The 24593-nt window shown below is 73.3% G+C and carries 27 protein-coding genes; 5 read left to right on the top strand and 22 right to left on the bottom strand.

Annotation, left to right across the window (positions count from 1 at the left end):
• Nucleotides 1-31 precede the first annotated feature (31 nt).
• The 5 genes from folK to ACFY00_RS10160 all read right to left on the bottom strand — a co-directional run bounded on the left by folK (nucleotide 32) and on the right by ACFY00_RS10160 (nucleotide 4599).
• Complete coding sequence (gene folK, locus ACFY00_RS10180) at nucleotides 32-631, bottom strand: 2-amino-4-hydroxy-6-hydroxymethyldihydropteridine diphosphokinase (RefSeq protein WP_388029345.1); 600 nt, start codon at nucleotides 629-631, stop codon at nucleotides 32-34.
• A gap of 35 nt (nucleotides 632-666) precedes the next feature.
• A complete protein-coding gene (folB, locus tag ACFY00_RS10175) occupies nucleotides 667-1026 on the bottom strand; it encodes a dihydroneopterin aldolase (protein ID WP_388029802.1) in 360 nt (119 codons plus the stop codon).
• A gap of 174 nt (nucleotides 1027-1200) precedes the next feature.
• On the bottom strand, nucleotides 1201-1692 hold the full coding sequence (locus ACFY00_RS10170; protein WP_388029799.1) for a nuclear transport factor 2 family protein: 492 nt from the start codon (nucleotides 1690-1692) through the stop codon (nucleotides 1201-1203).
• A gap of 14 nt (nucleotides 1693-1706) precedes the next feature.
• Complete coding sequence (gene folP, locus ACFY00_RS10165) at nucleotides 1707-2573, bottom strand: dihydropteroate synthase (protein ID WP_388029343.1); 867 nt, start codon at nucleotides 2571-2573, stop codon at nucleotides 1707-1709.
• A 184-nt stretch (nucleotides 2574-2757) separates the two neighbouring features.
• Nucleotides 2758-4599: a phosphatidylglycerol lysyltransferase domain-containing protein gene (locus ACFY00_RS10160; RefSeq protein WP_388029341.1), complete on the bottom strand. Its 1842-nt coding sequence runs from the start codon at nucleotides 4597-4599 to the stop codon at nucleotides 2758-2760.
• Nucleotides 4600-4990: 391 nt separating this feature from the next.
• Between ACFY00_RS10160 and ACFY00_RS10155 the strand changes: the two genes are divergently transcribed.
• A complete protein-coding gene (locus tag ACFY00_RS10155) occupies nucleotides 4991-6172 on the top strand; it encodes an alpha/beta hydrolase (RefSeq protein ID WP_388029339.1) in 1182 nt (393 codons plus the stop codon).
• A 72-nt stretch (nucleotides 6173-6244) separates the two neighbouring features.
• Here ACFY00_RS10155 and folE read toward each other — a convergent pair whose 3' ends face one another.
• From folE to dacB, 6 genes are all read right to left on the bottom strand, one after another.
• Entirely contained in the window at nucleotides 6245-6853 is a 609-nt protein-coding gene (gene folE / locus ACFY00_RS10150; RefSeq protein WP_388029337.1) for a GTP cyclohydrolase I FolE, read from the bottom strand.
• Between the two features lie 124 nt (nucleotides 6854-6977).
• Nucleotides 6978-9020: an ATP-dependent zinc metalloprotease FtsH gene (ftsH, locus tag ACFY00_RS10145; RefSeq protein ID WP_388029334.1), complete on the bottom strand. Its 2043-nt coding sequence runs from the start codon at nucleotides 9018-9020 to the stop codon at nucleotides 6978-6980.
• 235 nt (nucleotides 9021-9255) lie between these two features.
• The gene (gene hpt, locus ACFY00_RS10140; RefSeq protein WP_033217699.1) at nucleotides 9256-9795 is read right to left on the bottom strand and encodes a hypoxanthine phosphoribosyltransferase; all 540 of its coding nucleotides are present in this window, start codon (nucleotides 9793-9795) and stop codon (nucleotides 9256-9258) included.
• Nucleotides 9796-9868: 73 nt separating this feature from the next.
• Nucleotides 9869-10996: a tRNA lysidine(34) synthetase TilS gene (gene tilS / locus ACFY00_RS10135; protein ID WP_388029331.1), complete on the bottom strand. Its 1128-nt coding sequence runs from the start codon at nucleotides 10994-10996 to the stop codon at nucleotides 9869-9871.
• Nucleotides 10997-11229: 233 nt separating this feature from the next.
• Nucleotides 11230-12387 (bottom strand): zinc-dependent metalloprotease, encoded by a 1158-nt coding sequence (locus tag ACFY00_RS10130; RefSeq protein ID WP_388029329.1) that lies wholly within the window; start codon nucleotides 12385-12387, stop codon nucleotides 11230-11232.
• A gap of 121 nt (nucleotides 12388-12508) precedes the next feature.
• On the bottom strand, nucleotides 12509-14038 hold the full coding sequence (gene dacB, locus ACFY00_RS10125) for a D-alanyl-D-alanine carboxypeptidase/D-alanyl-D-alanine-endopeptidase (RefSeq protein ID WP_388029326.1): 1530 nt from the start codon (nucleotides 14036-14038) through the stop codon (nucleotides 12509-12511).
• 77 nt (nucleotides 14039-14115) lie between these two features.
• On the opposite strand from dacB, the gene ACFY00_RS10120 reads away from it, so the two are divergent.
• Complete coding sequence (locus ACFY00_RS10120; protein ID WP_033217614.1) at nucleotides 14116-14607, top strand: inorganic diphosphatase; 492 nt, start codon at nucleotides 14116-14118, stop codon at nucleotides 14605-14607.
• 93 nt (nucleotides 14608-14700) lie between these two features.
• On the opposite strand, the gene ACFY00_RS10115 is transcribed toward ACFY00_RS10120, so the two are convergent.
• The 3 genes from ACFY00_RS10115 to ACFY00_RS10105 form a co-directional block, all read right to left on the bottom strand.
• The gene (locus ACFY00_RS10115) at nucleotides 14701-14922 is read right to left on the bottom strand and encodes a dodecin (protein WP_388029323.1); all 222 of its coding nucleotides are present in this window, start codon (nucleotides 14920-14922) and stop codon (nucleotides 14701-14703) included.
• Nucleotides 14923-15032: 110 nt separating this feature from the next.
• Nucleotides 15033-15983: an asparaginase gene (locus ACFY00_RS10110; RefSeq protein WP_388029320.1), complete on the bottom strand. Its 951-nt coding sequence runs from the start codon at nucleotides 15981-15983 to the stop codon at nucleotides 15033-15035.
• Nucleotides 15984-16045: 62 nt separating this feature from the next.
• On the bottom strand, nucleotides 16046-16570 hold the full coding sequence (locus ACFY00_RS10105) for an ABC transporter substrate-binding protein (protein ID WP_388029318.1): 525 nt from the start codon (nucleotides 16568-16570) through the stop codon (nucleotides 16046-16048).
• Between the two features lie 348 nt (nucleotides 16571-16918).
• Here ACFY00_RS10105 and dtd point away from each other — a divergent pair, with 348 nt between their 5' ends.
• Entirely contained in the window at nucleotides 16919-17350 is a 432-nt protein-coding gene (gene dtd, locus ACFY00_RS10100; RefSeq protein WP_388029316.1) for a D-aminoacyl-tRNA deacylase, read from the top strand.
• Nucleotides 17351-17354: 4 nt separating this feature from the next.
• On the opposite strand, the gene ACFY00_RS10095 is transcribed toward dtd, so the two are convergent.
• From ACFY00_RS10095 to ACFY00_RS10085, 3 genes are all read right to left on the bottom strand, one after another.
• A complete protein-coding gene (locus ACFY00_RS10095) occupies nucleotides 17355-18311 on the bottom strand; it encodes a YgfZ/GcvT domain-containing protein (RefSeq protein WP_388029313.1) in 957 nt (318 codons plus the stop codon).
• A 46-nt stretch (nucleotides 18312-18357) separates the two neighbouring features.
• Nucleotides 18358-18804 carry a Fur family transcriptional regulator gene (locus tag ACFY00_RS10090; RefSeq protein WP_388029310.1) on the bottom strand — a complete coding sequence of 149 codons (447 nt, stop codon included), beginning with the start codon at nucleotides 18802-18804 and terminating at the stop codon, nucleotides 18358-18360.
• Nucleotides 18805-18890: 86 nt separating this feature from the next.
• On the bottom strand, nucleotides 18891-19475 hold the full coding sequence (locus ACFY00_RS10085) for an FABP family protein (protein WP_285736261.1): 585 nt from the start codon (nucleotides 19473-19475) through the stop codon (nucleotides 18891-18893).
• Nucleotides 19476-19717: 242 nt separating this feature from the next.
• Between ACFY00_RS10085 and ACFY00_RS10080 the strand changes: the two genes are divergently transcribed.
• Nucleotides 19718-20080, top strand: coding sequence for a DsrE family protein (locus ACFY00_RS10080; RefSeq protein ID WP_033217627.1), 363 nt, complete (start codon nucleotides 19718-19720; stop codon nucleotides 20078-20080).
• Here the strand turns inward: ACFY00_RS10080 and ACFY00_RS10075 are convergent.
• The 5 genes from ACFY00_RS10075 to ACFY00_RS10055 form a co-directional block, all read right to left on the bottom strand.
• Complete coding sequence (locus ACFY00_RS10075) at nucleotides 20074-20364, bottom strand: DUF3099 domain-containing protein (RefSeq protein WP_388029307.1); 291 nt, start codon at nucleotides 20362-20364, stop codon at nucleotides 20074-20076. The two genes, ACFY00_RS10080 and ACFY00_RS10075, sit on opposite strands and share 7 nt — an antisense overlap.
• A 75-nt stretch (nucleotides 20365-20439) precedes the next feature.
• Complete coding sequence (locus ACFY00_RS10070; RefSeq protein ID WP_014137449.1) at nucleotides 20440-20730, bottom strand: DUF1416 domain-containing protein; 291 nt, start codon at nucleotides 20728-20730, stop codon at nucleotides 20440-20442.
• 39 nt (nucleotides 20731-20769) lie between these two features.
• The gene (locus ACFY00_RS10065; RefSeq protein ID WP_388029305.1) at nucleotides 20770-21603 is read right to left on the bottom strand and encodes a sulfurtransferase; all 834 of its coding nucleotides are present in this window, start codon (nucleotides 21601-21603) and stop codon (nucleotides 20770-20772) included.
• Between the two features lie 571 nt (nucleotides 21604-22174).
• A complete protein-coding gene (locus ACFY00_RS10060) occupies nucleotides 22175-22852 on the bottom strand; it encodes a DUF2993 domain-containing protein (protein ID WP_388029302.1) in 678 nt (225 codons plus the stop codon).
• A gap of 121 nt (nucleotides 22853-22973) precedes the next feature.
• Nucleotides 22974-23279, bottom strand: coding sequence for a MoaD/ThiS family protein (locus ACFY00_RS10055; protein WP_388029299.1), 306 nt, complete (start codon nucleotides 23277-23279; stop codon nucleotides 22974-22976).
• 582 nt (nucleotides 23280-23861) lie between these two features.
• On the opposite strand from ACFY00_RS10055, the gene ACFY00_RS10050 reads away from it, so the two are divergent.
• On the top strand, nucleotides 23862-24593 hold the full coding sequence (locus tag ACFY00_RS10050; RefSeq protein WP_388029297.1) for a response regulator transcription factor: 732 nt from the start codon (nucleotides 23862-23864) through the stop codon (nucleotides 24591-24593).

Raw genomic sequence — 24593 nt, 5'->3', positions numbered from 1 at the left:
TACGCCCGCGTGCGTCCGGAAGTTCCCGGGCTCACTCCGGCAGCCGCAGCTGCAGGTCGGCGCGGAGCCGCACGCCCTGCGCCGCGGCGCCGCCGAGGGCCGCCAGCAGCTCGGCGACCGGTCCGTGGCCCGGCACCTCGGCCGCCGGGTCGGCGTCCTGCCAGGGGGCCAGCACGAACGCCCGCTCGTGGGCCCGCGGGTGGGGCAGCGTCAGGTGCGGGTCGTCGCTGGTGACGCCCTCGTAGGCGAGCACGTCGACGTCCAGGGTGCGCGGCCCCCAGCGGACCTCGCGGACCCGGCCGAACGCGTCCTCCACCGCGTTGGCCCGCTCCAGCAGGTCCTGCGGGGGCAGCGAGGTGCGCAGCACCGCGACGGCGTTGAAGTAGCTCGGCTGGTTCTCGGGGCCGCCCACGGCGTCCGTCTCGTACACCGCGGACAGCGCGGTCACCCGCACCCCCGGGGTGTCCTCCAGGGCGTCCACGGCGCCCTGGAGGGTCTCCAGGCGGTTGCCCAGGTTGCTGCCCAGGGCGACGGCGGCGGTCCGGGAGTCGTGCAGGGTGGACTCCACGCGGTCCACCCTGCCCTGCAGGTCGAACGTGGTCGGCGTGGCGGTCGGGTCGGTCGTGGCCAATGGAGTTCCCTCTGCTCGGGCTCCACCGGGCGCGGTCAGGCGCGGCTCCGGCGGATCGTGATGGTGACGTCGTCGAACGGGACGGTGATCGGGGCGTCCGGCTTGTGCACGGTGACCTCGACCTCCTCGACCACCTCGTGACGCAGGCACTGGTCGGCGATCCGCTGGGCCAGCGTCTCGATCAGGTCGACCGGGTCGCCCGCGATCACCGCGGTGACCTCCTCCGCGATCACGCCGTAGTGCGCGGTGCGGGTCAGGTCGTCCCCCGTGGCGGCCGGACGGGTGTCGAGGAACAGCACCAGGTCGACCACGAAGGTCTGTCCCTCGATCCGCTCGCGCTCGAAGACGCCGTGGTGGCCGCGGGCACGGAGCCCGCGCAGGGTGACGCGGTCCAGCAAAAGAATCACTGCTCCCAGCTGTCGGCCCCGCCCTGGGCGGGGACGGGCGGGCACCGTCGCCCGCCGCCCCTCGAATCTACCTTCGAGCACCGACCACCAGGGACCGCCTCCCCGGCCGCCCACCCGATCGGACCGGCCACCGCGGCCCTTGACGCCACCGCCCCGGCGGCGCTACTCGTCCTCGTCCTCGTCCTCGTCGTCCCCGCTGGTGAGCACCGGCGACCCGTGGTGGGACCACAGCTTCCACCCGTCCGCCGTCCGCCGGAACAGGTTCGTCGACACCACCTTGCCGCCCACCAGCGGCCCCAGCTCGCCCTCCTCCTCCGGCTCGCCGCCGGACAGGATGTTCTCGGTGCAGGTCACCAGGGCCGCGTCGCCCCGGACGTCCACCTCGACGTCGGTCAGGAAGAACTGGATGTACTCGGTGTTCGCCATGATCAGCATGTACGAGCGGGTCACCTGGGCCCGGCCGATCAGCGCCGGCCAGCCCGGGTGCACGCAGTACACCCCGCTCTTGTCGTCCGCTTCGTCCGCGCCCAGCCAGATCGACTCGACGGCCTCCAGGTCGCCGTTCTCCAGCGCCTCGTACAGCGCCTGGTTGACGGCCAGCACCGCCTCCTGGTCCGGCTCCAGCGCCGCCGCCCGGTCGTTGCCGCCGCTCATCGCTTCCGCCACGTCTACCCCCTCTGCGCCGCCTGCTCCCAGGCCGCGACGACTCGTACGGCGTCAGCCGTGCCGGACACGTCATGCACCCGGACCGCCCAGGCACCCGCCTTCGCCGACAGCACCGAGACCGCCGCCGTGGCGTCGTCCCGCTGCCGCGCCGGGCGCAGCTCCCCGGTTTCCGGGTTGGCCAGCAGCGTACCCAGGAAGCGCTTGCGCGAAGCCGCCACCAGCACCGGCCGTCCCAGCGCGGTCAGCGCGTCCAGCCGCCCCAGCAGCGCCCAGTTGTGCGCGCCGGTCTTCGCGAAGCCCAGGCCCGGGTCGAGGATCAGCTGCTCCTCCTTCACCCCCGCGGCCAGCAGCTCCTCCACCCGGACGGTCAGCTCCCGCACCACGTCCGCGACCACGTCGTCGTACACCGCCAGGGAGTCCATGTCCGCGGACTGGCCGCGCCAGTGCATCACCACGAACGGCGCGCCGGTCCCGGCGACCACCTCGGCCATCGCCGGGTCGGCGAGCCCCCCGGACACGTCGTTGACCACCCGGGCGCCCGCGGCGACGGCCGCCGCCGCGACGCTCGCCCGCATGGTGTCCACCGACACCACCGCCCCGGCCCGGGCCAGCTCGGTGACCACCGGCACCACCCGGCGCAGCTCCTCCGCCTCGGTCACCCGCACCGCCCCCGGCCGGGTCGACTCCCCGCCCACGTCCACCAGGTCCGCCCCGCGCGCCACCAGGTCCAGCCCGTGCGCGACCGCCTTGGCCGGGTCCAGCCACATCCCCCCGTCCGAGAACGAGTCCGGCGTGACGTTGACCACCCCCATCACCGCACAGCGCTCAAGGACGGGCAGACCGGGGACGTTCTCGCTCATGCGTCCCATTATCGGCGCACCCCCCGGGGGGAACGCGAAACCAGGGGCGCGAGGAACTGCGCGGCCAACCGAGCACGCACAGCAAGATCGCGACGCAGGACGATCACTTGCACTGTCCCGCGACCTCGCTGACGTACACCTCCCGCCGCGCGCAGTTCCCCGCGCCCCTGTCGGTGCGCTCCCAGCCTTCCCCCTACGCCGCCTTGTCGAGCTGCGCCGCAGGCTCCTGCATCAGCCCCTGCCGCTGCCGCTTGCGCCCGAACCGCGGCATGCCCAGCGTGATGAACGCCTCCGCCTGCATCGCGGCGAAGCCGATCCGCGGGAGGTCGCGGGTGTGCTGGTAGACCAGGAAGCGCGGCTCCCAGCTGGGCTGGAACTTCGCGTTGAACTTGTACAGCGACTCGATCTGGAACCAGCGCGACAGGAACACCAGCAGCCCGCGCCAGGCCCGCAGAACCGGCCCGGCACCGATCCGCTCGCCGCGGGCCAGGGCCGAGCGGAACATCGCGAAGTTCAGCGAGACCCGGCGCACGCCCATCGCCCCGACCTCCTGGAGGGCGGCGACGATCAGCAGTTCGTTGAGGCCCGGGTCGGCCTCCCGGTCGCGGCGCATGAGCTCCAGCGAGATGCCGTCCTCGCCCCACGGGACGAAGTGCAGCACCGCCTTCAGGTCGTCGCCCGGCCCGGCGGCCTCGCCCTCCTCGGGGGCCTTGTGCGCGGTGACGACCACGCAGTCGTCGTCACCCGGGTCGCCGAAGCGGCCGAGCGCCATCGAGAAGCCGCGCTCGGTGTCGGTGCCGCGCCAGCGGGCGGCCGCGTCGCCGATCCGGCGCTTCTCCTCGAGGGTGAGGTCGCCGACCCGGCGGACCTTGCAGGAGTAGCCGTTGCGCTCGATCCGCTTGACCATCTGGCGGACGTTGCGCATGGCGCGGCCGGAGAGCGAGAAGGTGGCGGTGTCGACGATGGCCTCGTCGCCGAGTTCGAGGGCGTCGAGCCCGGCCTCCCGGGTCCACACCTCGCCGCCGACCTCGGAGCAGCCCATCACGGCGGGCACCCAGGCGTGCTCGCGGGCGGTCGTCATGAAGACCTTGATCGCGCCGGGCCAGGCCTCGACGTCGCCGACCGGGTCGCCGGAGGCCAGCATCACGCCGGAGACCACCCGGTAGGAGATCGCGGCCTTGCCGGTGGGCGAGAACAGCACGCTCTTGTCGCGGCGCAGCGCGAAGTAGCCGAGCGAGTCGCGCCTGCCGTGCCGGGCGAGCAGTTCGCGCACCCGCAGCTCGTCCTCGGGGGTGAGCTCGGGCTCGGGCCGCTCCGGGCGCAGTGCCAGGTACGCGGTGGTGAGGGCGGTGACCAGGCCGAGCGCGCCGAGCGAGTAGCCGACCAGGTCGCCGATCCGGTCGGAGGTGTAGTGGATCGGGCCCTCGAAGCCGAACAGGCCGTAGCCGACGTGCTCCAGCCGCTGGAACAGCGACGGGTCGCCGATCTCGGCCTTCCAGCGGACCGAGACGATGACCAGGCCCAGCAGCACCGAGACGACGCCGAGCACGACGAAGTTGAGCACCGCGCGCCAGCGGGTGCGCGGGTCGGCCTTGGCGTAGAACTCGCGCCGGTGGACCAGCATCACGACGAGCAGCGCCAGCGAGATCGCGGCCTGCCCGAACTGGTGCCAGCGCAGCAGGTGCAGCGCCGCGCCGACCGGCAGCAGCACGCACACGGCCCGCCAGGCGCGCGCCTTGCGGCGGCGCAGGGCGTGCGCGAGCAGCACCAGCAGCATGCCGACCATCAGGGTGCCGGCGGCGGCCAGCGAGGTGGTGCCGCCGGGGAGCTGACCGGCCCAGACGTGCATCTTGGTGAGCCGCAGCCTGGGGAAGACCGCGCAGGCGATGTCGACCAGGCCGATGGCCAGGCAGGCGTAGCCGACCGCCCCCGGCAGCCAGGGGCGCGGCACCCCGGCGGCCTGGTCGCGGAGCGCCTGCAGACCCCGGGGACGGGGTGCGTCGGTGGTGGTCTCAGCGGACACGGGAGCGCTCATGAGAACTCAGCCTAGAGGCACCGGGGCGCTGTGCGCGCACTCCGGGACCGGGTGCGTGACGGACCTTCATGACAGTTCCTTTTTCTGGCAATCCGCACGTCAAGTGCGGTCCACGGAGCGGTGTGGGCCGCTCTCCCGGAGCCCCGGTCGAACGGTTGCGCTCGTCGGTCCGGGGGACGCGGCACCGCTGCCGCACCCGCACCCGTGGCCGCCTTCCCGGCGGTTCGGCGCGTCTCCCCCCGGTGGACGCCGCGTTCCACTGCGCCGGTTCCCCGGCACGGGACCCGCCCGTTCGCACGGATTTCCGACGCCCGGTCAGCGTACCCCGACTCGCCGCCGACGGGCCGTCAGATGACGATGGCGGGGCCGAAGTCGAGGAGGACCGGAAGCCATGGAGCTGACCAGCCGGACACTGGTGTACGCGCTGGCCGCGGTGGCCGCGGCCGCCCTGCTCGGCACCCTCTGGCTGTGGCCCAGACTGGCCCGGCAGCGCCCGCTGCCGGTGCTGGGACGGCTCGGGCTGCTGGTGGTGACCCAGGTGGCGGCGCTGGGGGTGCTGCTGCTGTCGGTGAACAACGCGTACGGCTTCTACAGCTCCTGGAACGACCTGCTGCGCCCCGGCGGCGCCCCGCTGGCGCTGGTCTCGGCGAAGTCCCCGGGCGCCGCCCCGGAGACCGGGAAGCTGGTGGTGCCGACCGACGAGGGCGGGCTGGAGACGGTCAGGGACGTGCTGCCCGAGGGCACCCCGGAGGAGGTCGGCCGGGTCGACTCGGTGCGGATCACCGGCACCGCCTCCGGCCTGTCCGACCAGGTCTTCGTCTACCTGCCGCCGGAGTACTTCAACCCGCGCTACGCCCGCGAGCGCTTCCCGGTGCTGCTGGCCCTGGCCGGCTACCCGGGCCCGTCGCTGCACCTGGTCGAGGGCCTGCGGCTGCCGCAGACCGCGTCGGAGCTGCAGCGCGGCGGGGAGATGGCGCCGACCGTGATCGTGATGGCCCGCCCCACCGTCGCCCCGCCGCGCAACACCGAGTGCGTGGACGTCCCGGGCGGGCCGCAGGCGGAGACCTGGTTCGCCGCGGACGTCCCGGCGGCGCTGCGCTCGGCGTACCGGGTCAGCCGGTCGGCCGGGTCCTGGGGGGTGTTCGGCTACTCCACCGGCGGGTCCTGCGCGCTGCGGCTGGCGATGCGGCACCCGGACACCTACCGGAACGCGGCCGGGATGCACGCGGACTACACGGTGCCGAACGACCGCTGGACGGACGGCGACCTGTTCCGCGGCGACCGGGCGGCCGCCCAGCAGTTCGACCTGGACTGGCGGCTGAAGAACCTGCCCGCGCCGCGGGCCGAGCTGCTGCTGGTCTCCACCCGGGCCGAGGACGACTTCCCGGCCACCCAGCGGTTCCTGGCCGACGCCCAGCAGGTGTCGGCGGCCCACCCGGAGCTGCAGGTCGACTCGATCTTCCTGCCCGACGGCGGCCACTCCTTCGAGACCTGGCGCCGCGAGCTGCCCGCCACCCTGGAGTGGCTCAGCGACCACCTCGACCCGCCGCCGGACCGCGAGCCGCGCGGCTGAGCACGCGCGGGGGCGCCGCCCGTCCGGGCGGCGCCCCCGCGGCGCACTGACGCCGGCTCGGCGGTCGGCTCGTCAGCGACCGCCGATGATCAGGCTCATCGCCTCGTTGCGGGTGGCCGGGTCGCGCAGCTGACCGCGGACGGCGGAGGTGAGGGTCTTCGCCCCGGGCTTGCGGATGCCGCGCATCGACATGCACATGTGCTCGCACTCGATCACCACGATGGCGCCGCGCGGCTCCAGGATCCGCATCAGCGCGTCCGCGACCTGGCTGGTCAGCCGCTCCTGCACCTGCGGACGGCGGGCGTACACGTCGACCAGCCGGGCCAGCTTGGACAGGCCGGTGATCTTGCCGCTGGTGGACGGGATGTAACCGACGTGCGCGACGCCGCGGAACGGGACGAGGTGGTGCTCGCAGGTGGAGTACACCTCGATGTCCTTGACCAGCACCATCTCGTCGTGGCCCAGGTCGAAGGTGGTGGTCAGCACGTCCTCCGGCTGCTGCCACAGGCCGGCGAATATCTCCCGGTAGGCGCGGGCCACCCGGGCCGGGGTCTCCAGCAGGCCCTCGCGGTCCGGGTCCTCCCCGACGGCGATCAGCAGCTCGCGGACGGCGTTCTCGGCCCGCTTCTGGTCGAACTCGCGGACGGGGTGCTCACCGTCGAGCGTCACCGGATCGATCATGCGTGCCTCGCTGCTCGTCAGTCGGGAAGATCCCGGTCAAGAGGGTCGGTGCAGCACGGATGCCGCGCCTCCAGGGTACAAACCCGGGAAGCGCGGCATCCATTCCGAACGGATATTCGGTCGCTCAGCTCTCGACCTGGCCGCCGTCGACCGGCGGGAGCTTCACGACGTCCACCGGGTCGGTCGGGGCGGTCGCGGAGCCGTTGGTCAGCGCCAGCTCCTTCGGCGACTGCACCGGCGGCCGGGTGGACGGGGTGCGGTGGGCCGAGCCGGTCCACGCCGGACGCGGGGGACGCTTGATCACCGGAGCGAAGATCTCGGCGATCTGCTCCTTGTTCAGCGTCTCCTTCTCCAGCAGTTCGAGGACCAGGTTGTCGAGCACGTCGCGGTTCTCGACCAGGATCTCCCAGGCGTCGTTGTGCGCCGTCTCGATCAGCTTCTTGACCTCCTCGTCCACCAGCCCGGCGACCTCTTCCGAGTAGTCGCGCTGGTGGGACATCTCGCGGCCGAGGAACGGCTCGGAGTCGGAGGAGCCGAACTTGATCGCGCCGAGGCGCTCGCTCATGCCGTACTGGGTGACCATGGCCCGCGCGGTGGCGGTGGCCTTCTCGATGTCGTTCGAGGCGCCGGTGGTCGGGTCGTGGAAGACCAGCTCCTCCGCCGCCCGGCCGCCCAGCATGTACGAGAGCTGGTCGAGCATCTCGTTGCGGGTGGTCGAGTACTTGTCCTCGTCCGGCAGCACCATCGTGTAGCCCAGGGCGCGGCCGCGGGACAGGATGGTGATCTTGTGCACCGGGTCGGAGTAGTTGCAGGCCGCCGCGACCAGGGCGTGGCCGCCCTCGTGGTACGCGGTGATCTTCTTCTCCTTGTCGGACATGATCCGCGAGCGCTTCTGCGGACCGGCCACGACGCGGTCGATCGCCTCGTCCAGCACCTGGTTGTCGATCAGCTTCTTCTCGGAGCGCGCGGTGAGCAGCGCCGCCTCGTTCAGCACGTTCGACAGGTCGGCGCCGGTGAAGCCGGGGGTGCGCTTGGCGACGGCCGAGAGGTCGACGTCCGGCGCGATCGGCTTGCCCTTCTGGTGCACCTTGAGGATGTCCAGTCGGCCCTGGAGGTCCGGGCGGTCGACGGCGATCTGCCGGTCGAAGCGGCCGGGGCGCAGCAGCGCCGGGTCCAGGATGTCGGGGCGGTTGGTGGCGGCGATCAGGATGACGCCGCCCTTGACGTCGAAGCCGTCCATCTCGACCAGCAGCTGGTTGAGGGTCTGCTCGCGCTCGTCGTGGCCGCCGCCGAGGCCCGCGCCGCGGTGCCGGCCGACGGCGTCGATCTCGTCGACGAAGATGATCGCCGGGGCGTTGGCCTTGGCCTGCTCGAACAGGTCGCGGACGCGGCTGGCGCCGACGCCGACGAACATCTCGACGAAGTCGGAGCCGGAGATCGAGTAGAACGGCACGCCCGCCTCGCCCGCGACGGCGCGGGCCAGCAGGGTCTTGCCGGTGCCGGGCGGGCCGTACAGCAGCACGCCCTTGGGGATCTTGGCGCCGACCGCCTGGAACTTGGCCGGCTCCTGCAGGAACTCCTTGATCTCGTGGAGCTCCTCGACCGCCTCGTCGGCGCCCGCGACGTCCGCGAAGGTGGTCTTCGGGGTGTCCTTGGTGAGCAGCTTGGCCTTGGACTTGCCGAACTGCATGACCCGGGAGCCGCCGCCCTGCATCTGGTTCATCAGGAACAGGAAGACCAGGACGATGATCACGATCGGCAGCATCGAGAAGAGCAGGCTGACGAAGGTCGACTGCTTCTCGGGGCTGACCGTGTAGCCGTCGGTGATCTGGCCGGCCGCGTACTTCTCCTGGAGCTTCCTGGCCAGGTCGGCGGCCTGCTGGTCGCCGGTGTAGGAGGCCTGGAAGCGGGAGCCGGACGGCGACTTGTTGTTCGAGCCCGCCTTCAGCTTCTGGCCGTCCTGCAGCTGGATCTTGATGAGGTTCGAGTCACCGGTGGTGAGCTGCGCCGACTTCACCTGGTTGTTGTCGATGGCGCTGACGATCTGCCCGGTGTCCGCAGTCTTGTAGCCGCTCGAATCCGAGACGAGCTCCATCAACGCGAACACGGCGAGGGCGGCCAGCACGACCCACATGATCGGCGCACGGAAGTATCGCTTGACGTCCATCCATGCGGGGCGTCACCGCCCCGTCCCTCCTGCCAGTTCAACGGGCGCTGCTCGGCTTGGGGCCTCGGCGCATCCGATATGTGCTCGTAAGACGAGCGTTTGATGGGACCGTACCGCAGCGAGCCCCGCTACCGGCGGGATCGCACCACGGTGCGGCCTATTTTCCTACCCCCGCACAACGGGCGGGAACGGTGCACTGTTCCCGCCCGTCGCCCGAACGGTTCAGCCGCCCCGCTCAGCCGCCGTACACGTGCGGCGCGAGCGTGCCGATGAACGGCAGGTTGCGCAGCTTCTCCGCGTAGTCCAGGCCGTAGCCGACCACGAACTCGTTGGGGATGTCGAAGCCGACGTACTCGACGTCGATCTCCACCTTGGCGGCGTCCGGCTTGCGCAGCAGGGTGCACACCTTCAGCGAGGCCGGGCCGCGCGAGCCCAGGTTGCCGAGCAGCCAGGACAGCGTCAGGCCGGAGTCGATGATGTCCTCGACGATCAGCACGTCCTTGCCGGCGATGTCGGTGTCCAGGTCCTTGAGGATCCGGACCACGCCGGAGGACTTGGTGCCCATCCCGTACGAGGAGACCGCCATCCAGTCCATGGTGACCTGGCTGTGCAGCGCCCGGGCCAGGTCCGCCATCACCATGACGGCGCCCTTGAGGACGCCGACCAGCAGGAGGTCCTTCCCGGCGTAGTCCTGGTCGATCCGCGCGGCCAGCTCCACCAGCTTGGCGTCGATCTCGTCCTTGCTGATGAGCACCTTCGCGAGGTCTGCGCCCATGTCGTTCTGGTCCACCGGGGATACGTCCTCAAACGTTCGGGGTCTGGGTTCGGCGGCGGCGGTACGACTGTGCTCAGTCGCCCTGCCGCCGAAACACCAGCGTGCCACACCGGCGCACGGCTTCGACGCCCCCGGGTAGGTGCAGCGGTCCCTGGCCGCGCCAGCCGGTGACCAGCAGGTCCACGGTCTCCAGGTGCCGGGCGAACAGGTCACCGGCCGGGCAGCCCGCGCGCAGCGCCGCCCGGCGCAGCACCCGGCGGCGCACCGCGGGGGGCAGTTCGGCGAGCTTGCCGACGTCCAGGCCGCCGTCCGGGGCGCGCAGGTCGCGCTCGGCCAGGGCGGCCCACTGGTCCAGGGCGTCGGCGTCGTCGCGGAACAGCCGGGCGGTGCGGGCCAGCGCCTCGACCACGCCGCCGCCCAGGTGCTTCTCCAGCACCGGCAGCACCTCGTGCCGGACCCGGGAGCGGGTGTAGGCCGGGTCGGCGTTGTGCGGGTCGTCCCAGACCGGGATGGACTGCGCGGCGCAGGCCTGCCGGGTGGCGGCCCGGTCCAGCTCCAGCAGCGGGCGGCGGTAGCGGCCCTTCTGCGCGGGCATCCCGGCCAGCGAGCGGGCGCCGGAGCCGCGGGCCAGGCCCAGCAGCACCGTCTCCGCCTGGTCGTCGCGGGTGTGGCCGAGCAGCACGGCGAGCGCGCCGTGGCGCTCGGCGGCCAGGTCCAGGGCGGCGTAGCGGGCGTCCCGGGCGGCATTCTCCGGGCCGCCCCCGCGGCCCACCCGGACGGCGACCGCCTCCACCGGGTCGAGCCCGAGCTCGCGCAGCCGGACGGCGACCTGCTCGGCGCGCTCGGCCGAACCGTCCTGCAGGCCGTGGTCGACGGTCACGGCGCCGACCCGCAGGCCGAGCTTGGGGGCCTCGAAGGCGGTGGCGGTGGCCAGCGCCATCGAGTCGGCGCCGCCGGAGACCGCCACCAGCACCAGCGGGGAGCCGGGCGCGGCGGGCGTGCGGGGCAGGCCGGAGGGGTGCCGGCGGGCGTTGCCGATCAGCGTACCGGGCACCGTCGCGGTGCCCGCCAGCACGGGCACCGGCACGGGCGCGGGCGTGCGGACCGGCCCGCCGGGGGTGACGCCCGCCTCCGCGGCGAGCTCGGCGAGGGTACGGCGGACGGCGAGGCGTATCGCCGCGACAGCGGGGTGTGGGCCCATGGTTGGCGCTCCTTGGCGGAGGGGGGGTACGTCGGCCGCCTGTCAGCTCTCGGTCACCAGGCGCTCACAGATGGTCGCAGAATCCGGACACCGCCCACACCACCCGCGCCAACGGCGGATCCACCGTCCCACGTACGGGTGAATGGAGAAACGTTACGTCTGCCGCCAGGTGTACGACTCGCCCGCTCGACGGACCGGTCGGGAGGGGAGCCGGACCGGTCCGGTTCCCGCGCTCAGCCGATCACCCGGGACACCCAGGACGCCGGGTCGTGGACCTCCTCCTTGGTCGGCAGCGTGTTCGGCGAGGTCCACACCCGGTTGAAGCCGTCCATCCCGACCCGCTCCACCACGCCCCGGACGAACACCGCGCCGTCCTGGTACTGCCGCAGCTTGGCGTCCATCCCGAGCAGTCGGCGCAGCGCCAGGTCGAGTCGGCCGCTGCCCCGGTCGCGGCGGCGCTGGAACTTCTCCCGGATCTCCGCCACCGAGGGCACCACCGCCGGTCCCACCCCGTCCATCACCACGTCCGCGTGGCCCTCCAGCAGCGACATCACCGCCGTCAGCCGGGCCAGGATCTCCCGCTGCGCGGGCGTCTGGACCAGGTCGGTGACGCTGGGCGCGGCCTCCCGGCGGGCGCCGGAGCGGCCCGGGAGGGGCAGGCCGCCGAGCGCCTCGCGCAGCCGCTCCAGGAAGGCCGCCGGATCGACGTCGGTCTGCGCCAGGAACTCCTGCACCTCGGACTGGATGTGGTCGCGCAGCCACGGCACCGCGGTGAACTGGGTCCGGTGGGTCTCCTCGTGCAGGCACACCCAGAGCCGGAAGTCGTGCGGGGAGACGTCGAGTTCGCGCTCCACCTGGACGATGTTCGGCGCCACCAGCAGCAGCCGCCCGGGCGGCACCACCAGGCCGCGCCGCGGCTGGTCGAACAGGCCCTCCGGGCTGTCCGGGGCGCTCGGCAGCTCCGCCGGGGCGAAGGTCTCGTACTGGCCCAGCACCTTCGCCGACAGGAAGGCCAGCACCACGCCGACCTCCACCCCCGTCGCCTTCGCCCCCGCCGCGCCGGCCGCCGCCGCGCCCCGGCCGCCGCCCTGACGGCGGGCCGCCAGCTTCTCCGTCAGCGGGCGCACCACCGTCCGGAAGCCCGCCACGTTCGCCCGCACCCAGCCCGGCCGGTCCACCACCAGCACCGGCGTCCCGGCCGCCGCGGTCGACCCCATCCGGGTGTACTCCCGCACGTGCCGCTCCGCCTCCGCGGCGTGCCGGCGCAGCTCGGCGACCGCGGCCCGGGCCTCGTCCCGGCCGATCCGCGGGCCCGGCCGGGCGAGCCGCGTCGCGGTCGCCACCGCGAGATCCCAGTCGACCATCTCCGCACCGCCGCTCGCGCTCGTCATGCCTTCACCGTACGTGCTGACCCCCTCCCCGGGGAGGGACCCCGGGACGGCTACCCGTCCCGGGCCGGGCCATGCGGGACGGCGCGGACCGGGCGCGGCAGGGGGCGGACGGGCCGCGGGGTCAGCAGCCGCAGGAGGCGATCCTGGCGACGATGCGGTCGACGGCGGCGCGGGCGGCGGCGGGGTCGGCGTCGGTGCGGGTCATCAGGGCGAAGGCGAGGACCCGGCCGTCGGCGTCGACCACGGTGCCGGCCAGGGTGTTGACGCCCTGGAGGGTGCCGGTCTTGGCGCGGACGATCCCGGCCGCCTCGTTCGCTCCGGACTTGGCGCCGAAACGACTCACCAGGGTGCCGGAGAAACCCGCGACGGGGAGGCCGGTGATGACCGGGCGGAGTTCGGGGTGGGCCGGGGCGGCGGCCGCGGCGAGCAGGTCGACCAGGGTGATCGGCGGGATCAGGTTGGCATTGGCCAGGCCGCTGCCGTCGGTGAGCACCACGCCGTCCAACGGCACGCCGAGCGCGGCCAGTTCGCCGGTCACGGCCTTCGCCGCGCCCTCGAAGCTGGCGGGCTGCTTCGCGGCGACCGCGGCCTGCCGGGCGACGGCCTCGGCCAGCGTGTTGTCGGAGGTGGTGAGCATCCGCTCGACCAGCCGCCCGATCGTCGGCGACTCCACCCGGGCGATCTCGGCTGCTCCGGCCGCGGCGGCGGTGGCCTGGGCGGGCTTGCCCCGGACGGTGATGCCCTCGGCCTTGAGGAACCCGGCGAAGGAGTCGGCGGCCTGCCCGGCGGGGTCGAACACCCGGGCCGGGGCCTCGTCGGGCGAGCGCGGGTCGATCCGGCCCTCGTCGACCATCAGCGGGGTGACCGCGGCGATGTTCATCGCGTCGTGCTCGTGGTGCAGCAGCGGGCCGGTGTACAGCGAGGTGTCGTAGGAGAGCTTGACCTCGGTGGTCCCGGCGGCCTTGAGTGCGGTGGCGGTGCGGTGGGCCAGTTCGGCCATCGAGGCGGGGGCGCTGTCCGGGTCGACGGGAACGCCGCCGACCCGGACCTGGTCGGCGGGCAGGGCGGTCAGGGTGGGGTCGCCGCCGCCGACCAGGGTGATCTCGCCGGGGGCGCCGCGGACCACGGTGGTGGCGATCCGGTGCTCGGCGGGCAGCAGCGCGAGCGCGGCGACGGCGGTGGCGAGCTTGGTGGTGGAGGCGGGCGTGGCCGGAACGTTCTCCTGCGCGCCGAACAGGAACTCGCCGGTGGCGGCGTCGGCGACGGCGAAGTTCAGGGTCCCCAGCGCCTTGTCCTGGACGGTGCCGCCGAGCGCGGTGCGCAGCCCGCCGCCGGTCGGCGCCTTGCTGTCGGCGGCGTCCCCCGCGGCCAGCACCGGCCCCTTGACCGGAACCGCCCGGTGCCGGTCGCCGTGGCGCTGCTGCCGGCCGTCGCCCTGGCCGCCGTGGTCGCCGCCGCCCTGCCGCCCCTGCCCCTGCCCCTGCCCCTGCCCCTGGTCGTGGCCGTCCTCGGCCCGCCTGCTGTGCGCCGGGTCCGGCGAGGGCTGCGCGAGGGCCGGGCCCGCGAACGTCGTCCCGGTGGCCAGCACCGCTCCCAGCGCGGCCGCCAGCGCGGCCCTGCGCCCGCGTCCCGCCCCTGTCCCTGATCTCACCGACCGGCCCCTTTCCTGAGCACACCCCGCCGTAGGAGACACTTGGATTCTGTCAGTCCCAACCCTTGGAGGAACCGTTGGAGTTCGACGTCCTGATCGAGATCCCGAAGGGCTCGCGCAACAAGTACGAGGTCGACCACGAGACCGGCCGGCTCCGCCTGGACCGCATGCTCTTCACCTCGACCCGTTACCCGGCCGACTACGGCTACGTCGAGGGCACCCTCGCGGACGACGGCGACCCGCTGGACGCACTGGTCATCCTGGAGGAGCCGACCTTCCCCGGCTGCCTGATCAAGTGCCGCGCCATCGGCATGTTCCACATGACGGACGAGGCCGGGGGCGACGACAAGCTGCTCTGCGTCCCGGCGACCGACCCGCGCTGGTCGCACCTGCAGGACCTGCAGGACGTGTCGGAGTTCGACCGCCTGGAGATCCAGCACTTCTTCGAGGTCTACAAGGACCTGGAGCCGGGCAAGTCCGTCCAGGGCGCCGACTGGGTCGGCCGGGCCGAGGCCGAGGCCGAGATCGAGGCCTCGATCAAGCGCCTGCAGGAGCAGGGCGGCCACTGAGCCGTGCCGCCCTCCGGGGCGCCCCGTCGTACCTGCGCGAGGGGCGGGAGTCCGGTCGGACTCCCGCCCCTCGCGCGTTCCCGGGTACCGGGCTCAGGCGCCGTCGTTGTCGTCGAGCCGGAAGCCGACCTTCAGGCCGACCTGGAAGTGCTCGACCTCGCCGTCCTTCAGGTGGCCGCGGACCTGCACCACCTCGAACCAGTCCAGGTTGCGCAGCGTGCGGTTGGCGCGGGCGAGGCCGTTGCGGATCGCGGCGTCCACGCCCTCGTGCGAGGACCCGACGATCTCGGTGACCCGGTAGGTGTGGTCGGTCATGGCGGTCTCTCCCTGGTGCGGCGGCGGGTGGCTCCCCCGCCGTCCACCGTGCACCGAAGTGCCGCCCCGGGCATCCCGGGGTCGGCCGACGGGGCGTCCGGGGCGTCGGTTCAGAACGCCGCGCGGACCTCGCCGACCACGTTGCCGCCGCCGTGCAGCGGGGCGGCCGCGATCCGGTCCAGCACCGGGTCCGCGAGGCCCAGGCGGCGCAGTGCGGCGGCCAGCACCGGGCCGCGGGCGCGCTCGGCGCCGTCCTCGATCTTGAAGGCGAGGGCCCGGCCGTCGGGCAGCGCCACCACCTGGACGGCCTCGGCGCCCATCTTGGACAGCGCGCCGGGCACCGCCCGCATCAGCCAGGTGTCGGCCCGGCGGGTGCCGGCCACGTACTCGGGGTGGGCGCGCATCGCGTCGGCGACCCGGCGCTGCTCGGTGCCCGGATCGGCCAGCAGCAGGGCGCGGTAGCCGCGGGCCAGGCCGGTGAGCGAGACGGCCAGCAGCGGGGCGCCGCAGCCGTCGGTGCCCAGGTGGGCGGCGGGCTCGCCGACGGCCTCCTCCAGGGCGGTGCGGGCCAGCCGCTGGATCGGGTGGGCCGGGTCGAGGTAGGTCTCCAGGTCCCATCCGTTGGCGGCGGAGGCGGCCAGCCAGGCGGCGTGCTTGCCGGAGCAGTCCATCAGGATCGGGGCGCGCTCCCCGCCGGAGCGCAGCAGCTCCTCGGCCTCCACCTCGTCCAGCGGGAGGTCGGCGGGCAGCCGCAGGGCGGCCTCGGTGAGGCCCGCTCCGGCGAGCAGCTTGCGCACCGCGGCGCGGTGGAAGGGCTCGGCGGAGTGGCTGGAGGCGGCCAGCGCGAGCTGCTCGCCGCCCAGGTCGAGGCCGGCCCGCAGGGTGGCGACCGCCTGGAAGGGCTTGGCGGTGGAGCGCGGGTAGACCGGGAGTTCGGGGGTGCCGAGCGCGTACTCGACGGCGCCGTCGGCGTCGAGCAGGACCAGCGAACCGCGGTGGCGGCCCTCGGTGAAGCCGGAGCGTATGACCTCGGCGAGGGCGGGCAGGGCGGACTGCGACACGGGTGGGTCTCCAGGGGCGGTGCGGTGAGGGTGAGGGCGGGCCCCGGCCGCGTCCGCCCCGCTCAGCGCTCGCTGAGCAGGTCGTCGACCCGGGCCTCCCCCTCACGGTACCTGCGGGTGATCTCGGCCCCGCAGTCGTCCGCGGTGCGCTGCAGGGCCTGGCGGCGGCCGGAGACCTCGCGCTGGTGCTCGTCCAGGCGCTCGACGGCGGCCAGCAGGTCGGCGGTGGGGTGCGCGGCCAGGTCGGCCAGCTGGACGTCGCCCATCAGGGCGTCGGCCTCCTGCTGGTAGCGCTCGCCGCGGGGCGGGCCGAGGGTGAGGTGCCGGGCCGGGCGGCGGGACGCCGAGGGGGCGTCGGCGAGGATCGCCGGGAGGCGGTCCAGCAGGGCGCAGGGGGCCTCGTCGGCGGCCTGCAGCGGGATGATCTCCCGGCGCTGCAGTTCGGCCCGGAGGATGTCCATCCGGCCGTGCAGCAGGCGGCGCAGGTAGGACAGGTCGGCCTCCTGCTCCAGCGCGTCCCGGCGGAGCACCCGCAGTTCCTCCAGGGCCAGACCGGCCAGGCCCTCGTCGACCGCGCTCACGTCCATCAATCCGACCACCTGCCGTAGTACCAGTGCCCGCCACCAGCACGGGCCGCCCGCCACCCAGGGTTCCCCCCGGCGGGCGGTGCCACTCGTGCGGGTGACGCGGTTCGCCGGGACGGCGGACGCCCCCGCGGGGCCCGGAAGGCCCCGGGCCGTCGGACAGCGTGCCATTCCGGGCCCCGGCGCCGCACGCCCGAGTACCCGAACGGCCCCCTGGCGAACACCCCTGGCTAGTACGAAGAATCCGCGCCACGGGTTCACCTGCACGAATCGGGGCGCAGCACGCGCGACCCCGGCGCGCACCGGGAGGCCGCGCGCCCCCGGCGGACCGGGCCCGGCACAATGGGCGGCATGCGAGCAGTGGTGCAGCGGGTCGCCGGGGCGGCCGTGACGGTGGACGGCGAGACGGTCGGCGCGATCGAGGGGCCGGGCCTGTGCGTGCTGGTCGGCGCCACCCATGCGGACACCCCGGCCCAGGCCGCCCAACTGGCCCGCAAGCTCTGGACGTTGCGGGTCTTCCCGGGCAGCCCCGAGCTCTCCTGCTCCGAGCTGGGCGCCCCACTGCTGGTGATCAGCCAGTTCACCCTCTACGGCGACGCCCGCAAGGGCCGCCGCCCCACCTGGAACGCCGCCGCGCCCGGCCCGGTCGCCGAGCCGCTGGTGGACGCGGTGGTGGCCGAACTGCGGGCGCTGGGCGCGAAGGTGGAGACCGGGCGGTTCGGCGCCGACATGAAGGTCTCGCTGGTGAACGACGGGCCGTTCACCGTCCTGCTGGAGGTGTAGCCCGTCAGGCCGGAACGATCAGGTCCTGGGTGCCGGGGACGCCGTCGGCCAGCAGGACCGCGTCCACCGGGGTGTTGCGCTTGACCAGGGCCAGCGCGATCGGGCCGAGCTCGTGGTGCCGGGCCGAGGAGGTGACGAAGCCGACCGGGCGCTCCTGGCCCTCGACGCGGACCTCGGTGCCGTGCGCGGGCAGCTTCTCCTCGGTGCCGTCCAGGTGCAGGAAGACCAGGCGGCGCGGCGGGCGGCCCAGGTTGTGCACCCGGGCGACCGTCTCCTGGCCGCGGTAGCAGCCCTTCTGCAGGTGCACGGCGCTGCCCAGCCAGTCCACCTCGTGCGGGATGGTGCGGTGGTCGGTCTCGAAGCCGAGCCGCGGCCGGTGCCCCTCGATCCGCAGCGCCTCGTACGCCCAGACGCCCGCCGCCGGGCCGAACTGCTCGGCGGCCGCGGCGAGTTCGGCGCGCGGCAGGAACAGGTCGCGGCCCCACGGGAGTTCGCGCACCGCGGCGGCGGCCCCGACCGGGGCGGTGGAGCCCGCGGGCAGGAAGACCACGGCGTACTGCTCGGTGGCGTCGGCGACCTCGACCCGGTTCCAGAACTTCATCGACTCCAGGTACTTCACCAGCGCGGGCGCGCCGCCCGGCTCGACGTGGATCCAGGTGGTCTCTCCGTCGTCGACCAGGTAGAGCGCGTGCTCCACGTGCCCGTTCGGGGAGAGCACCAGCGCCTCGGTGGCCTGCTGCGGCGGCAGCTCGCTGACGTGCTGGGTGAGCAGCAGGTGCAGCCAGTTCAGCCGGTCCGGGCCGGTCACGGTGATCACGCCGCGGTGCGAGAGGTCGGTGAAGCCGCGCCCGGCGGCCAGCGCGCGCTGCTCGCGGAACAGGTCGCCGTAGTGGGCGGCGACCCCCTCGTCGGGACCTTCGGCCGGGACGGCGCCGGGCAGGGCAAGCAGCGGACTCTTCATACCCGTCAGCCTAGACCGACCGGCACATGGAGGGTGGCGGTCGGTCTTACGACTGCGCCTGCTCCAGCTTGGCGGTGCAGTCCGCGCAGCGGCCGAAGATGGCGAAGTGCTTGAGGTCGGTGTCGAAGCCGTGCTCGGTGCGCAGGCTGTCGATCAGCGGGGCGGCGATCGCGGTGTCGGTCTCGGTGACCTTGTCGCAGTCCCGGCAGACCAGGTGCAGGTGGGTGTGCCGACCCGCCAGGTGGTACGTGGGGGCGCCGTGGCCGAGGTGCGCGTGCGAGACCAGGCCCAGCTCCTCCAGCAGCTCCAGCGTGCGGTAGACGGTGGAGATGTTGACGCCGCTGGCGGTCCTGCGGACCTGGCAGAGGATCTCGTCCGGGGTCGCGTGGTCGAGCACGTCGACGGCCTCCAGCACCAGCTGGCGCTGCGGGGTCAGCCGGTAGCCGCGCTCGCGCAGGTCGGCCTTCCAGTCGGTGGTCTCGCTGTTCGCCACGTGTGTCCCTGCCCGGTGAGAGGTCCTGCCGACAAGTGTAGGGACCGACCGGGTGGTCGGCCCCTACTCCGTGCGCACCGGGCGGCTCAGCGGAAGAACGCGATGCCGTCGTCCGGCAGGTCGTTGATGTCGCTGATCAGCTGCGCCGGGTTGAGCACCTTCTTCAGCTGCGCCGACATGTACGGGCGCAGCGGCACCTCGGGGGCGGCCTTCTCGCCGACCCAGAGCAGCTCGTCCTTGACCAGGCCGTACAGCCGCTTGCCGCCGCTGTAGGGGGCCGCGCCCTCGATCCGGGCGACCGCGTCGGTGGCCAGGTCGATCTGCGGCTTGCCGTCGTGCAGCTTGCCGTACCAGATCTCCACGGTGCCGTCGTCGCGGACCGAGGAGACCTCGATCTCGCGCTCGCCGCTGGTGCCGTGCTGGTTGCTGGTGACCCGCCAGAAGGCGTGCTCGGTCTCCAGCGGGCGGACCTTCTCCCCCTTCTCGTCCAGCACCCAGCTGCGGGAGCGGAACTCCAGGAAGGGACGGCCGTCGTGCCGGAAGACGACCTCCTGGCCGAAGTTGCACTTCTCCGAGCCGGGGAAGTCGTGGACGCCCGCGCCTTCCCAGGTGCCGAGGAGGAAGGCGAGCGGGACGACGTCGCGGTGGAGGTCGGAAGGAATCTCGATCATGGTCCTGGCTGGTGTCGTCGGACGGTTACCGGGTCAACCGTACGGCAGCCGTCAGCGCTGGCCCTGGTAGAGCTTCATGACGGAGAAGATGGCGAACCAGGTGATCAGCACGGCCATCAGAGCCAGCAGGCTGTCGAAGAAGATCTCAAGACCGGACACGGTGCGCTCCCAGGGGCGGGTTCGACGGGCTGTGGTACGGCGCGAGTCTATCCGGCGGCCCTCGCGCCCGTAGTCTCTGGGGCATGTCGAAGAAGCTGGTCATCAAGGTCACCGCCGGGGCGGACGCGCCCGAGCGCTGCTCGCAGGCCTTCACCGTCGCCTCGGTCGCCGTCGCCAGCGGCGTCCCGGTCTCGCTCTGGCTGACCGGGGAGTCCGCCTGGTTCGCCCTGCCGGGGCGGGCCGCCGAGTTCGAGCTGCCGCACTCGGCTCCGCTGCCGGACCTGCTGGAGGCGGTCCTGGCGGGCGGGAGCGTCACGCTGTGCACCCAGTGCGCGGCGCGCCGGGACATCGCGCAGGCCGACGTGATCGAGGGGGTGCGGATCGCCGGGGCGCAGGTGTTCCTGTCCGAGGTGATGGCGGACGACGCCAGGGCGCTCGTCTACTGACGCCGGGGACCGTCGTCCGGGGGCTCGCGGTCCGGCGCGTCCCGGTCGTGGCCGCGCTGCTCCCAGCGCGGGTCGTCCCAGCGCGGGTCGTCCCACCAGTCGTCGTCCCGGTCGCGCTTGTTGGCGAGGACGGCGGCCACCGGCGGGATCACCATCGCGACCACGCACATGCCGATGGCGGCGCCGACCGACCAGAAGCGCACCACGCCCCAGGCCAGGACGAACAGCGCCAGGCAGACGCCCATCATCACGAAGTAGCGCACGTGCCGCCGGTGTGCCTGCACCCTTCCAGGGTAGGCCGAGGGGCCCGGTCGCCAGAAGGCGTCCGGGCCCCTCGTCACGCTGCTGCCGCGCGGTCCTCAGACCGCGATCGCGACCTCGGTGAACTCGCCCTGGGTGGCGACCACCTGGCGGTCCACGGTGGCGCCGGGCACCAGGGCCCGCAGCGTCCACTTGCCCGGGCGGGCGAAGAACCGGAACTGCCCGGTCGCCGAGGTCGGGACCTCGGCGGTGAACTCGCCGTTCTCGTCGAGGAGCCGCACGTAGCCGTTGACCGGCTCGTCGTTGCGGGTCACCGAACCCTGGATGATCGTCTCGTTGGCCACGTCAACTCCTGCCAGGTCCGGGCCGCCGGCCTTCGCACCGCACATGTCTGTTTCCCTCTTCCTTGCTGTCGCGCGAGCCGGGGCTCAGTTGCCGAGCTCGATCGGCACGCCGACCAGGCTGCCGTACTCGGTCCACGAACCGTCGTAGTTCTTGACGTTCTCCTGGCCGAGCAGCTCGTGCAGCACGAACCAGGTGAGCGCGGAGCGCTCGCCGATCCGGCAGTACGCGATGGTGTCGGTGGCCAGGTCGACGCCCTCGGCCTCGTACAGGGCCTTGAGCTCGTCGTCGCTCTTGAAGGTGCCGTCGTCGTTGGCGTTCTTCGCCCACGGGATGTTCTTGGCGGTCGGGACGTGGCCCGGACGCTGCGACTGCTCCTGCGGGAGGTGGGCCGGGGCCAGCAGCTTGCCGGAGAACTCGTCGGGCGAGCGGACGTCGACCAGGTTCAGGGTGCCGATCGCGTTGACCACGTCGTCGCGGAAGGCGCGGATCGAGGAGTCGGCCGGCTGCGCGGTGTACTGGGTGGCGGGCCGCTCGGGCTGCTCGACGACCAGCTCGCGGGAGTCGAGCTCCCACTTCTTGCGGCCGCCGTCCAGCAGGCGGACGTCGCCGTGGCCGTACAGCTTGAAGTACCAGTAGGCGTAGGACGCGAACCAGTTGTTGTTGCCGCCGTAGAGCACCACGGTGTCGTCGTTGGCGATGCCCTTGGCGGACAGCAGCGCCTCGAAGCCGGCCTGGTCGATGAAGTCGCGGCGGACCGGGTCCTGGAGGTCCTTCTTCCAGTCGATCCGGACCGCGTTGCGGATGTGGTTCTTGTCGTAGGCGGCGGTGTCTTCGTCGACCTCGACGATGACCACCTTCGGGTCGTCCAGGTGGGCCTGGACCCAGTCGGCGTCGACCAGGACGTCGCTGCGGCTCATGTGGGTTTCTCCATCCGGGGGCGGTTGGCGGAAGGGCTGCTGGGAGTGCTCCGGGCCGGACGCGTCCGCACACCTGTCCGCATGCTGGGACGGGAGCGGGCGCGGCTTCGGCCGGGGTGGATCGGAGGTGGGTGCTCGTCGCTCCGGACGCACCGGTGCCCATGGCTACCGGTTCGCGGCGTCGGAGCGGGGCTGACGCGCCGGGACTGCGGGACGTGACCGCAGAATCAGCGCATTCGACACAGGCAGCTCGACACGCGGCAGTGGTCTACCGCCCGCCGCTTCGTGAGGTCCGCCTGTCGCTTCATGACGACGATGCTAGGGAAGCGGTGGGGGTGCTGTCATCATCGTGTCGAATGCTGAGACCTGAACGTCCGAATATTGGGATTTACCGGTTTTCGCTCGCGCGGCGACCGGCCCGCCCCGGCGCGAGGGACGGGCGAACGGGCGTTCCGGGGCGTTCCGACGGCCGCGCTGGACAGCGCGTCTCGCCCAGCGGACGGCCGGGCGGGGGCGCCGCCGGACTCGCACCCGCCGTGCGACGGACCCGCGACCGACCCCTCGACGGACGCTAGTGGCCGAGCGTGGTGCCGGGGGCGAGGGTGAAGCGCAGCCGGACGCCGTCCGGTTCGGGGGTGGCCTCGGAGAGCGAGAGGCCGGTCGGCAGGCCGGACAGCGCGAACCGGCGGGGCTTCAGCAGGTCACCGGCCACCGGCTTCAACTTGGCGGCCAGGCCGCCCAGTTCGAAGCCGTCCACGACGACCTCGTTGCCCTCGTTGCGCAGTTTCCCCTCCACCGTGGCGCCGAGCAGCGAGGTCTTCACCTTGCCCGGGCCCGCGTACTCCAGGGCGATCTGCCCGCCCGCCGCGCCCGCCACGAACTTCGACAGGTCCTGGTAGGAGATGACGCCCTGGCCGTCGCCGCGCCCGACCGTGACGCCGCGGTAGGAGTCGGTGAACTTCACGTCGGACATGTTCGCCTTGAAGGAGTGCACCGTCACGGTCTCCTTCCCGTCCGTCACGGTCATCCCGTCCGAACTCATCACGACCTTGTCCAGCTCGCCGGAGAGCGCGCTGGTCAGGAACGGGAAGTCGTCGATCTCGACGTCCGGGCGGCTGGTCATCCAGCCGGAGGAGACGGCCGCGTCCGCCGCCTGGTCCTCCGCGACCCCGACGGCGATCCGGTCGGCGCCGAACAGCAGGCCGCCCACCACGCCGAGACCGATCAGCAGCTTCACCGAGCCGTGCATCGCACTCCCCCTGAGACGTTCGAGCCGGAGACCGTTCGAAGGCGAACGGAATCCGTTCCACGGACATAGGGACGATCGCACGGGTGACCCAGTTCCGGAACGGCCGCCGGGGAAACGGTGATCAGCCTCCGGCGAACGGCGGCAGCACCTCCACCGTCCAGCCCTCGGACAGCGCCAGCCCGGCGTGGTCCCGGCCGCCCACCTGCTCGCCGTCCAGCAGGAACGAGCACACCCCCAGCAGCCGCAGCAGCTCCGGCCGGTCGGCGTGCGCGGCGCGCACCGCGGCCAGCGCGTCGGCCAGCGTCGCCGCCGCGAACGGCTGCTCGGCCAGCCCCGCCGCGGACTTGGCGGCGGCCCAGTAGCGGACGGTCCCGCTCACCCGCGCGGGTGATCCGGGGGCGGTGCGGTTCTCGGTGGTCGCGCTCACGGCAAACCCTCTCGACGGTCCTCGCCCGGTACGACGGCCGGCCCGGTGCCGGCGGCCCACCCGCGGATCGGGGTACACGTACGGTGCGGCCGGTGCGGCCCCCATCATCGCCCGCACCCCCCGCCCGTGGGCAAGCACCCCGGCCCCCGCAGCGCCGCCCGGCCCGCCGACCGGAGCGCGGACCCGTCCGATGCGCCCCGCCCGCGCCTCTCCCCAGGCCGGGGCCGGTCGGCTATCCTCGATCCAATGAGGGATCCGGGCAGAGTCGCCCCCGGGTCCTTTTGTGCTTTCAGGACGCCATGCGGACGTTCTTGCGAACGGTGCACCCACCCGCACCCGCCGCCGGGACGCCCCCGCCGCCGGCCGCACGACGAGGTGCGCAACCGGCGGGACAGACCGGAGGGTACGCCGATGGACGAGGCACCAGCGGGACGCCGGGGGTTGCGGGACCCCCGGGCGAGCCACCGCCGCCCCGTCCTCCGACGCGCCCGCCGACCCGTCGGCGCTCCCCCACCCTGTACCGCGGCCGGCGTTCCCCCGGCGGCCGTGACCGCGACGACCCGGAAAGGGGACTAACCGGGTATGAGTTCACTGCTCCTGCTGACCAACGCCCTGCAACCCTCCGCCGAGGTGCTGCCCGCCCTCGGACTGCTGCTGCACAGCGTCCGGGTGGCCCCCGCCGAGGGGTCCGCCCTGGTCGACACCCCGAGCGCCGACGTGATCCTGGTCGACGGCCGGCGCGACCTGCCGCAGATCCGCAGCCTGTGCCAGCTGCTGCGCTCCACCGGCATCGGCAGCCCGCTGATCCTGGTGGTCACCGAGGGCGGCCTGGCCGCCGTCACCGCCGACTGGGGCGTCGACGACGTGCTGCTCGACACCGCCGGGCCGGCCGAGGTCGAGGCCCGGCTGCGGCTCGCCCTCGGACGGTTGAACGCGGCCGCCGACGACAGCCCGATGGAGATCCGCAACGGCGACCTCTCGGTCGACGAGGCCACCTACTCCGCCAAGCTCAAGGGCCGCGTCCTCGACCTCACCTTCAAGGAGTTCGAGCTGCTCAAGTACCTGGCGCAGCACCCCGGCCGGGTCTTCACCCGGGCCCAGCTGCTCCAGGAGGTCTGGGGCTACGACTACTTCGGCGGCACCCGCACCGTGGACGTCCACGTCCGTCGGCTGCGCGCCAAACTCGGCGTCGAGAACGAGCAGTTGATCGGCACCGTGCGCAACGTCGGCTACCGCTTCGTGGTGCCCGAGCGCCCCGACAAGGGCACCGACCGCACCGAGCCGAGCCGCACCGGCGCGGCGCAGGAGCGCTGA

This window comes from Kitasatospora sp. NPDC001540, from assembly GCF_042894345.1.
GTDB classification, from domain to species: domain Bacteria; phylum Actinomycetota; class Actinomycetes; order Streptomycetales; family Streptomycetaceae; genus Kitasatospora; species Kitasatospora phosalacinea_C.
The sequence above is the reverse complement of the archived record's forward strand: the minus strand, read 5'-3'. Positions and strand labels throughout refer to the sequence as shown.